This is a genomic window from Kocuria atrinae (assembly GCF_039531425.1).
GTDB classification, from domain to species: Bacteria; Actinomycetota; Actinomycetes; order Actinomycetales; family Micrococcaceae; genus Kocuria; species Kocuria atrinae.
Genome location: NZ_BAAAQA010000032.1, coordinates 1 through 9,832 on the forward strand (window position 1 = coordinate 1; position 9,832 = coordinate 9,832).

General features: G+C 68.1%; 8 protein-coding genes and 1 pseudogene. 8 read left to right on the forward strand and 1 reads right to left on the reverse strand.

What is annotated here, in order from left to right:
- Positions 1 to 152 precede the first annotated feature (152 nt).
- Positions 153 to 1,220: a CHAT domain-containing protein gene (locus ABD283_RS12530; RefSeq protein WP_344225327.1), complete on the reverse strand. Its 1,068-nt coding sequence runs from the start codon at positions 1,218 to 1,220 to the stop codon at positions 153 to 155.
- A gap of 116 nt (positions 1,221 to 1,336) precedes the next feature.
- On the opposite strand from ABD283_RS12530, the pseudogene ABD283_RS12535 reads away from it, so the two are divergent.
- From ABD283_RS12535 to ABD283_RS12570, 8 genes and pseudogenes are all read left to right on the forward strand, one after another.
- Positions 1,337 to 1,702: pseudogene (locus ABD283_RS12535) on the forward strand (hypothetical protein); the annotation flags it as partial.
- A gap of 866 nt (positions 1,703 to 2,568) precedes the next feature.
- Positions 2,569 to 4,071, forward strand: a complete 1,503-nt coding sequence (locus ABD283_RS12540; protein ID WP_344225328.1) for an ATP-binding protein — start codon at positions 2,569 to 2,571, stop codon at positions 4,069 to 4,071.
- On the forward strand, positions 4,071 to 4,634 hold the full coding sequence (locus tag ABD283_RS12545; RefSeq protein ID WP_344225329.1) for a hypothetical protein: 564 nt from the start codon (positions 4,071 to 4,073) through the stop codon (positions 4,632 to 4,634). The genes ABD283_RS12540 and ABD283_RS12545 overlap by 1 nt, the downstream gene beginning before the upstream one ends.
- A 23-nt stretch (positions 4,635 to 4,657) precedes the next feature.
- Complete coding sequence (locus tag ABD283_RS12550; protein ID WP_344225330.1) at positions 4,658 to 6,409, forward strand: type IV secretory system conjugative DNA transfer family protein; 1,752 nt, start codon at positions 4,658 to 4,660, stop codon at positions 6,407 to 6,409.
- Positions 6,410 to 6,493: 84 nt separating this feature from the next.
- The gene (locus ABD283_RS12555; protein WP_344225331.1) at positions 6,494 to 6,940 is read left to right on the forward strand and encodes a single-stranded DNA-binding protein; all 447 of its coding nucleotides are present in this window, start codon (positions 6,494 to 6,496) and stop codon (positions 6,938 to 6,940) included.
- Between the two features lie 19 nt (positions 6,941 to 6,959).
- On the forward strand, positions 6,960 to 7,592 hold the full coding sequence (locus ABD283_RS12560; protein WP_344225332.1) for a hypothetical protein: 633 nt from the start codon (positions 6,960 to 6,962) through the stop codon (positions 7,590 to 7,592).
- A complete protein-coding gene (locus ABD283_RS12565; protein ID WP_344225333.1) occupies positions 7,592 to 7,834 on the forward strand; it encodes a hypothetical protein in 243 nt (80 codons plus the stop codon). Before ABD283_RS12560 ends, ABD283_RS12565 begins: the two co-directional genes overlap by 1 nt.
- A 185-nt stretch (positions 7,835 to 8,019) precedes the next feature.
- Entirely contained in the window at positions 8,020 to 9,747 is a 1,728-nt protein-coding gene (locus tag ABD283_RS12570) for a recombinase family protein (RefSeq protein ID WP_344225334.1), read from the forward strand.
- Positions 9,748 to 9,832: the final 85 nt, after the last annotated feature.

Consider the following 9,832-nt stretch of genomic DNA (forward strand, 5'->3'; position numbering starts at 1 on the left):
CGTGTCAGCCACGGCCGTCTCCTCTCGGATCAGGCCGGACCCTCACACACCGTTCTTCTGACAGTCCCTCCTGCGAGACCCGACTGCTGGTCGGCCAGCAGGCCGCGGCGTTCACCGCCGCCGCAATGCCGCTGTGCCGTCGCGTATGACTGTTACTCCGCGTCGGTTGGCTTGACGAGGATGGTCGCGGCCGGGTCGACGTCGGGAGCCCAGGCCAGTGTCGGGAGTTCGGCGCCATCGAGGCCGTCGAGTTCGAGGCGGACCTTTCCGGCCAGGTGGGCCGAGTTGATGGATTGGCCGTTGGCAATGGAGGCGTAGAACTGAGCTGCGTAGTTGATCGCGTCGCCGTCGTCGATCTCATCGGCCATCCCGATGGCGAACGGCACGACTTGCTCCACGAGGGCATCGATCTGTGATGCGGAGTTGCAGGAGTTCAGCAGGACCAGCAGTGGCGGGTCGTCGGTGGCTCGGATGGCGTTCGCGAAAGCCGTGGCGGTGACGATCACGCCTTCGTGGGGTTCGTCCTGCTCGTCCTCGAACCAGATGAGGTCGTCGTCGCTGTGTCCGGAGAAGTGCACCACGTGGGGGCGGAACTTCGTGATCCCGTCGAGAAGGTCGTCGGTCGTGGCGGCAGGACGAACATCGAGGTCGATCTGATCACGATGCAGCGCGGATTCGACCGCTGATCGGATGCGTTTCTGCTCGCGACCCACGCGCAGGTCCCCCTCGGACGACGCGCCGAGGATGAGCACCCGGAGCTTCTCGGGCTTCGGCGCGGGCAGTTGGCGTAGAGCGTGATCCACGGCGGATTCGGTCTGGCTGATGCGCGAGTCGAGGGCGGCCTTCTCGGCGGCGGCACGGCGGTCGGCTTGCTGCTGCTCTCGCTTACGCCGTCGTTCGGCGGCATCGGCTTCGGACCGCTCCGCCCGCGTGAGCTTGGTCTGCAACGATGACTCTTCTTTCGCGTAGCCGGCGGCCTTCGTCTGCCAGCGCCCCGCTTCCTTCCCCGCGGTATCCGCCTCCTTGTCCCTCCGCTCGGCCTCACGAAGCTTGCTCTTCATCGTGGACTCGCTCTTGGTCTTCGCAGCTGCCTGGCGGGCCTTGGCTGCCTCGGCTCGCTTCGAGGACTCTTTCGATCGGTAGTCCCCGGCCTTCTTCTCCGCCTCGACCCGCTGCTTGCGCTTGCGTTCGAGCTGTCCTCGGTACTGACTCGCGCTCATCTGACTTCTCCTCGCACCCTCGCGTCCTCGGTTCTCACGCTACGCCGGACCACGGACATCTCCGGGGAGATCGTCGTGCACCTGTCTGACACATCCCAGGTCAGAAAGGCGCTCCCATGCCGACGTTCCACGACCCGCTCGCCGATGCGGCCGAAGCCTCCGAGGCGCTGCGGGGCCTGGCCCACGCATCCCGCGTGTTCGATGACCCGGCCGACACCTACCAAGTTTTCGGTGAACTCATTTCGGGGGTGCGGTCGCTGCGCCAAGTGCTCGACCAGCTCGCCAGTACCCACCTGAACGCCCGGGATCGGGCGTTCGACGATGACGGCAACCCCGCCGCCGGTGCGACATCCGCGCTGGCTGCGGCCGATGAGCTGCACCAGGCCGACACGCTGCTGGATCAGGCGTACGACCGGCTCGACGCGGCGTTCTCACACTCCGGGCGGATCGCCTGGCACCCCGAATCCGTCGTCGACAGAGACTTCCAGCGGGAACGGCTGGCCGCCCGCCTCGGCGGTGACCCCGCCATCACGACCGTGAATGCGGAAACGCTCGCGTTGACGGTGTGGCCGGATGCGCCGGTGGGTGAGCATCAGCGCTACGCCTACCGGATCACCGATACCACCACCGACCAGACGGTGGAGGGCCGGGACCTGTTTACGGGTGCCGGCACCCCCGTCGACCCCGACCACGCGCTCCGTGACCTCTCGACCTACCTGAGTGCCGCCGGTGAGACCCGCCAGTACGCACTCGACCACCCCGGCACCAGGCCGGAGCACGAGGGCCTGTTCCCGACCTGGGTGGCCGAAGCCGCCTGCACCAACACCGACACCTTGACCGAACTGGCCGAGCACGGCCCCGCCCGGCCTGGCGAGGGTGCGGCCTCACAACGATGGATCAACGTGGTCTTCCTCCAAGGCGACGAAGCCGACCGGGTGCTCGACACGATCGACCGCGACGGCACCGACGCCGCTATCGAACACCTGAAGAGCTGGGACTACGGCGACGAGACCACCGATGCGGCGTTGGAGAACGGCTACGTCTACGACGGCCAACCACCGGCCGGGGCGATGGAGCGGACTGCGACCGCTGATATGTACGCATTGACCTACAACCACACCCTCGGACATGTCGGCCTCTACCGACAGCTCGACGCCCCACCCGACCCGGCACTCCTGGAAGACCCGCGCGTCCCAGCGAACACCAGGACGAGACCGTCGCCGCGCGCGCAGCAGATGCCGCCGGCGTACGAGGGGCGTGAGGCACGACGTGTGGCGTTGGGCGCGGACCGCGACTGGTACGCCACCCCCTCTGGTAATTCGGCCGGTTCGGAACGGGGGCTGTCACTATGACCGGCGAGGGAGACGAGCGGGAGCGGCTGCACACCTCTGTCCTGGTCGCCCCCGCCGCCGAGCGCCGCCGGCTCCGCAAGCAGCGCCGGAAGGCCGCAGCAAGGCTCCAGGCCGAGCAGCACGCGGCCGAGAAGGCCGCCGCGCGCGCGAAGGCCGAGGCTGAGCGGGCCGAGCGCCGCGCCGTTCAGTATCTGCCCGTTGCCGGTGAACCCGGCCCCGCTGCGCTCAGGTCATCGGGTCGGTTCCGCCTCCCACGCCACCAGGACACATCGGCCACGTTGGCGGGGGCGTATCCGTTCGTCGCCGAAGGCGGACTCGGCAGTGATGGCGTGTTCGTCGGCCAAGACCTCTACTCCGGTGGCAGCTTCGTCTACGACCCCTGGGTCTTGTACGCCCGGGGCATCATCACTGCACCCAACGTCGTTCTCGCCGGGATCGTCGGCTCCGGCAAGTCCTCCCTCGCCAAATCCCTCTACACCCGCAGCCTGCCGTTCGGACGCAGGGTCTACGTCCCCGGCGACCCCAAAGGCGAACACACCGCCGTCGCGAACGCGGTCGGCGGACGCGCGATCGTCCTCGGCCACGGCCTCAACACCCGCCTCAACCCCCTCGACGAAGGCCACCGCCCCGGTGGTCTCACCGATGAGCAGTGGGCGACGACCGTTGCCTCGCGGCGTCGTGACCTCATCGGTGCGCTGGCCGAGACGGTCTTGGCGCGGGGGCTGACGCCGTTGGAGCACACCGCCATCGACCTCGCGTTGACCGCGACGGTGCGGGGGAACGATGTGCCGATCCTGCCGATGGTCGTCGACCACATCCTTGAACCCAGCAGCTCAGAAGATGACACCGACGGTCGGCTGGCTGAGGATGGTCGGCTCGTCGGCCACGCCCTGCGCCGCCTGGTCTCTGGTGACCTCCAGGGGCTCTTCGACGGCCCCTCCACCGTCACCTTCGACCCGTCACTGCCGATGATCAGCCTCGACCTCTCCCGCGTCACCGAGAACTCCACGCTAATCAGCGTGCTGATGACGTGCTCGTCGGCGTGGATGGAGTCCGCACTGCTGGACCCGGCAGGAGGGCAGCGGTGGGTGATCTACGACGAGGCCTGGCGGCTCATGTCCCACCCGGCCCTGCTCAAGCGCATGGACGCGCACTGGCGGCTCGCCAGGCATTACGGGATCGCGAACATGCTGATCTTCCACAAGCTCTCCGACCTCGACAACGTCGGCGACCACGGCTCAGCCATGCGCTCCCTCGCCAACTCACTCCTGGCGAATGCGGAGACGCGGATCGTGTATCGGCAGGAATCCGACCAGCTCGGACCCACCGCCACCGCGCTCGGACTCACCGGCACCGAGCAGAGACTCCTCCCGTCGCTGGGCGTGGGTCAGGGGTTGTGGCGGATCAAGGATCGCTCCTTCGTGACCCAGCATCAGCTCCACCCCGCCGAGCTGGGACTGTTCGACACCAGCTCCCGCCTCACGCAGGGGGTCATGTGATGGCGTCGAAGAAGCCACGCCGCACCACCGGGCAGGACCCCGCCGAGACCCCGGTTCTGCTGCCACACGTCATCGTCACGGTCGCCGAAAACGGTGCCCTGGGCGTCACCGTCGACGGCGCACCGTTGCCACCCCCGGCGGAAGGGAAGGTCTGGAAGCGGAGCACCTTCGGCGAGCTGATGGATGCCGTCACCGCGGACCGCACCATCGCGGTGCGGATCGAGGTCCGCGAGGTCGACGGGTCCGTGTTCACCGACCTCATCCGCGCTCGCAAACCCACACCGCCACAACCCGCAGAGGCCAAGCCGCAGGAACAGCGTGGCAAGTACACCAAGACCAAGCAGGTGCCGGAGCTGGTGGAGGTCACCGGGGAGCGGTTCGTACCCGGTGAGGACATCGCGGTCGCCGTCGTCGTCTCTCACACCGATGCCACCGGCACCGGCCACGCCCGCGCCCTGATCGACGCCGACCAGCTCGCGCCTGTCCTGGCCGGCGGCGCCGGTGAGGTCGTGTTGCTGGGCCGGGTCTCAGGCACCCTGCACATCCGGCGGGTTCCACGATGAGCGGGCAGCGGCAGACCGGGAGCATGGGCGATGAGCTGACCAACGCCGCCATCATCGCCCTGATCGGCGCGTTCGGCGCCGCGCTGATCCTGCGCGCCGCCGGCAGTGTGGCGGCGTTCCTGACCGGCACACCCCAACCCGCCGCCGGACCCGCGTCCGGGCTCGGGGTGCTGTTCAACCCCGCCGACCCCGCCGCTGCGCTTGATGCCGAGGGACTGAGCCCGGTCGTTTACTGGCTTGTCACCGCGGTCCTGCTCGGTTGCCTCGTCACCGGTGGCGGGTGGGTGTGGGTGCGGCTGCGTCGCCACTCGCGCAGGGTCGAGACTGACCCGCGGCGCCTGGCCGGCACGGCGACCGCCCACGAGGTCGCCCAGACCGCCTCGGGCAGGGCACTCTTGAAGCGCGCTTCCCCGCTGCGCCCCTCGCTGAACGACCCGGCTCCAGCCGAGGTCGGCTATCTGCTCGGTCGTTCACGAGGCAAGCAGGTGTGGGCGAGCGTGGAGGACTCGATCCTGCTCATCGGCCCACCCCGCTCCGGCAAAGGCCTGCATGTGGTCATCAACGCCATCTTGGACGCACCTGGCGCCGTGGTGACCACATCGACGCGGCCTGACAACCTCACTGCCACCCTCCGCGCCCGAGAGCGCGATGGACGACCGGTGGCGGTGTTCGACCCCCAGCATCTCGCCGAGGGCATCCCCGCCGGAATGCGCTGGTCACCGATTCGCGGCTGCAACGACCCACTCACGGCGATGATCCGCGCCACCGGCCTCGCCTCCGCCACCGGCCTGTCAGCGGGCGGGGTGGAGTCTGGCGGGTTCTGGGAAGGCAAGACCCGCACGGCCCTCCAAGCCTTGCTGCACGCCGCCGCCCTCGACGGACGGCCACCCTCAGAGTTGTTTCGCTGGACCCTCGACCCCACGGCCGCAGCCGAAGCCGTCGCCATCCTCACCAACAGCACCCAGGCGGCGACGGGGTGGGCGGACTCGCTCGGGGCGATGATCGATTCGGACCCAAAGACCCGCGACTCCATCTGGCAGGGCGTGGCGCTGGCCCTCGGTGCCCTGGCCGACCCGCGGGTGCTGGACGCGGTGTCGCCGGGGCCGGGTGAGGACTTCGACCCCAAGACCTTCATCCAAGACCGCGGCACCCTCTACCTACTCGCAACAGGAGCCGGAGCCGGAGCTTCCGCTGCACTCGTGGCGGCGTTCGTTGAAGACCTCATCGAAACCGCCCGCCGGATCGCCGCCCGCTCACCCGGTGCCCGCCTCGACCCACCACTGCTGCTGGCACTCGATGAGATCGGCAACCTCGCACCGCTGCCCTCCCTGCCGACGCTGATGGCGGAGGGTGGTGGCACCGGCATCACGACGCTGCCCGTGTTGCAGTCCCTCGCCCAGGCGCGGGAGAAGTGGTCCGACAACGCCGCCGGCGCCATCTGGGACGCCAGCATCGTCAAGGTCATCCTCGGCGGCGCCTCCAACTCCCGCGACCTCCAAGACCTGAGCACGCTCATCGGCGAGAGGGACGAGTACACCGACTCGGTGACCTTGGGTGATCACGGCACCAGATCGAACCAGCGCTCGGTGCGCCGGGTGCCGATCCTGCCGCCGGATCGGGTCAGGACGCTGCCGTTCGGCACCGGGGTGACCCTGCTGCGTGCCGCGCCGCCGATCGTCACCGACCTGCGGCCTTGGCCCTCTCGTCCTGACGCGGCTCAGTTGACGGCCGATCGGGCCGAGGTCGAGGCGCTGCTGCGCGGACCCGGCTCGTAACCGGGGCGTGGGGTGGCCTGTGCACCTGCCTGACATCAGCGGCTCCGATCGGCGGGGTCGCGTGAGTGTCAGGAGGAGAGTCAGATGGCTATCCGCACCCAGGAATCGTTCTCGGGGTTCATTGCCTCGGACCCGCAGCTCAGCCAGACCTCGAAGGGTGATCCTCGGTTCTATGCCCGGGTCGGCAAGGAGCATTTCCGCCGCGAGGACGATGGGTCGTTCACCCAGACCGAGACGACCTATCACCATCTGGTGATGTTCGGCCGATCGGCCGAACACGCGCATGACCGGTTCACCAAGGGCGACAACTTCATCGCCGAGGGCTACACGCGCGAGGTCAACTACGAACGCGACGGCCAGGCGGTCGAGAGCGAGGAGTTCGTGGCCAAGAGGATCGGTCACGACACCGCCCGCACCCGTTATGAGGTCGACCGCACCCCACGCCGCGCAGCGGCGGAGCGGGACGCGGCCGCGTTCGAGCCACCGTCCCGGCCCGCTCGGGCACCGGAGTCAACGGCTATCGGCCTGTGAACGCCGGGAGCCGAGCATCATGACCGACCACACCCCCGAGACCGATCCACCCGGCACCGACCCGACCACCGGTGAGGGGCCGGAGCTGGATGAGCCGGATGTGTTCGACGGTCCGCCGCACGTCAGCGACGCCGATGTGCCCGAGACGCCGCACCCGGTGAACTGGAACCTGTTGTCCGCGCATGACCTGGAAACCGAATGGCTCGCGCTGAACCGGTGGGTGGACTGGTTGCGTCACACCTACGGACTCCCCGCCAGCGTGCTGCCGCCGTTCTGGCACCACCACCCCGAACTGCTGTGGGAACTGTCCGCGCTGCACCTGCACTGGCTGGGTGCCTACGACCGCGAGCAGAACGCCTCCGCGGCGATCGGCTGGCACCGCGACTTCGCCGACGCCCGCGCGCGCCTTCGGGACTGGGTGGCCGCCTCGGGCACCCGGATCGATCGTGACCGGCCCACCCGGCAGACCACCTGGCCCGGCGAAGAACCCGGACCGCCGGTGGAGGATGTGGTGATCGCCGACCGCGATGCCGAGTTCGTGCAGTTCGTCCAAGCCCAGGTGCGCAGACGTCAGGAGGCCGAGGACGAGTTCTACGCCAGCCTCGACGACGACCTCGATGTTGACCCGGTGACTGGGGAGGTGCGGGACTGATGGGCGGCTACGTGAAGAAGACCGACCGGCGCCGCTACGAGGACCGCTCCTTCTCCGTGCGGGCGGCTCACCGGGACCCGGCCGACCTGCACAAGCTCGCCGAGGTGCTGATCCGGCTGACCTTGCAGGAAACCGGCCGCAGCCGCGCCGACCGCCGCGCCGCCGAACCACCTGAGACCTACCGCCACCCATCCGCACCCACCCGCACAGCGGCGAGTGTCACAGCCCCGTTGCTAGAGTGACACCAGCAAGCCTCGCGTACGCGGGGTGTTGTGGTCCCAAACCTCACCCGCACGGGTGGGCAACACGCACCGAGACCCGGTCGGGTCTCGTCCTACAGCCACACCGATGGCTGCTCTCACGATCAACATCTCCTCCCAGGCCCCTGGGGGCGCGAGGGTCGAATCGTGTGAGAGGCAAGGACCCGATGACCACCACAACGACTGCTGCTGCCGATCCGGCCGCCAGCCTGATCGACCCGCCCATCAGCACCGCTGTCGCGATCTCCTACCTGCGGGTCTCCACCCGTGAACAGGCCTCCAAGGGCGGCACCGACGAAGGCTTCTCCATCCCCGCCCAACGCGACGCGGTGCGCCGCAAAGCCGACCAAGTCGGCGCGGCGATCGTGGAGGAGTTCGTCGACGCAGGGGCCTCGGCCAAGTCCGCCGACCGGCCCGACCTGATGCGGATGATCCAGTACGTCAAGACCAACAAGGTCGCCTACTGCATCGTCCACAAGGTCGACCGGCTCGCCCGCAACCGCGCCGACGACGTGACCATCCACCTCGCCCTCCAACAGGCCGGGGTCATGCTGGTCTCGGCCACCGAGAACATCGACGAGACCCCCTCGGGGATGCTGCTGCACGGCATCATGTCCACCATCGCGGAGTTCTACTCCCGCAACCTCGCCACCGAGGTCACCAAGGGCATGACCCAGAAGGCCATCAGCGGTGGCACTCTCGGCAAGGCCCCGATCGGCTACCTCAACGTCCGCACCCGCGACGACCAAGGCCGCGAGGTCCGCACCGTCGAACTCGACCCAGAACGAGCACCCCTGATCGAGTGGGCGTTCAAGGCCTACGCCTCGGGGAACTGGACCGTCAGCCAGCTCCACGACGAACTCACCTCGCGCGGACTGGTCAGCCTGCCTACCCCGAAGCGGCCATCGAAGCCGCTGGCGGTCTCCTCGGTGCATCGCCTGTTGACCAACCCCTACTACAAGGGCGATGTCGTCTATCGCGGCACCCGCTACAAGGGCACCCACCCCGCCCTCGTCCCACCCGAGGTCTGGTACCAGGTCCAGTCGGTACTCACCGCTCACAAGACCGCGGCCGAAGCCACCCAGGTCCACGACCACTACCTCAAAGGCACCATCCACTGCGGACAATGCGGGTCGCGGCTGATCGTCTCCAACGCCAAGAACCGCCACGGCAACGTCTACTGCTACTTCGTGTGCTCCGGCCGGCACTCCAAGCGCACCAACTGCACCCGCGGAGCAATCCTGATCGAGGACGTCGAGAAGCTGATCGAGGACTACTACACCCGCGTGCAGATCAGCCCCGCCCAGCGCGATGCCCTGTCCGGGATGCTCCACCACGAGTTCGACCGGCTCATGGCCGCCGAGACCGATGAACTCGACCGCCTCACCACTCACCGGGACCGGCTCGAACACGAACAAGACCGGCTCATGCAAGCCCATTACGCCGACGCCATCCCGCTGCCCGTCCTCAAGCGAGAACAAGACCGCATCCTGGGTGAACTCGACCACCTCAACCGGCGTATCGACGCCCACCATGGCGACTACGCCGACGCCCGCGCCCACCTCGACGATGCCCTCGGACTCCTGGCTAACTGCGCCGACATCTACCAACAGTGCGACGACGCCAACCGGCGCCTGTGCAACCAGGCCTTCTTCACCAAGGTCTACATCGACGAAGACGACGAACTCCGCGTCGAGAACAACCGGCCCTTCGAGATGCTCCTCGACCCCGAGGTCAACGCCAACGCGCTCAACTGGACCCAGAACGGCGACAAGGCCCGAATCCCAGCCAACGATTCTGTTGGCAAGGGTTCGAGCCTTGTGCGCGGGGTGGAGCTTAGGGTGTCTAGAGTCAGGACATCGTTGACAGTCCTGGCGTTGACAGCCACCCCATGACCGTTGACAGGTGAGCCGGGACATCGTTGACACAAACCAGTCTGTGATCGATGACAGGTGAGTCGGGACATCATTGACACCCCTG